1 pseudogene is annotated in these 445 nt (G+C 65.4%); it reads left to right on the forward strand.

The annotated features are described in order from the left end of the window. Window positions 1-445 (forward strand): annotated as a pseudogene (locus tag ACPXB3_RS22520) (hypothetical protein); the annotation flags it as partial.

Here is a 445-nt window from a genome sequence, read left to right on the forward strand (position 1 = left end):
AGTTTCGATGATGCGGCGCAGAAGGTGATGTCGTCGCTCACCACGCATTCGGAGGGTGTGCCGGTGGGTGTGGGTGGTGACGTGCATCCGGCGCCGGATGCGGTGACGATGTTGGCGGTGTCGGGGTCGTTGCTGGGTGCGGTATCGGTGAAGGCGGCCTATCACGGTGCGGCCCGGCTGACCGATGCGGTGCGGGCACGTGTGGGGGGCGTCCACAGCGACCGCGCGGGTGATGTTCACCCTGGTTCCGGACCTGTTGTGGTTGAGGGGCTTCGGTCTGATGGTGGCGATGATGCAGCCGATGTCCGCCTCGTCGACGATGTGGACGCATCCGGTCGGGTGGTGTTGTCGTCGTCGATGACGCGGGCACAGGTTGATGACGCGTTGGGGGTGGTGGATGAGTCGAATGTGTCGGGTCAGCAGTGTGGTGATCAGGCGGTGGCGG

This window comes from Gordonia sp. DT219 (assembly GCF_049847065.1).
Taxonomy (GTDB): domain Bacteria; phylum Actinomycetota; class Actinomycetes; order Mycobacteriales; family Mycobacteriaceae; genus Gordonia.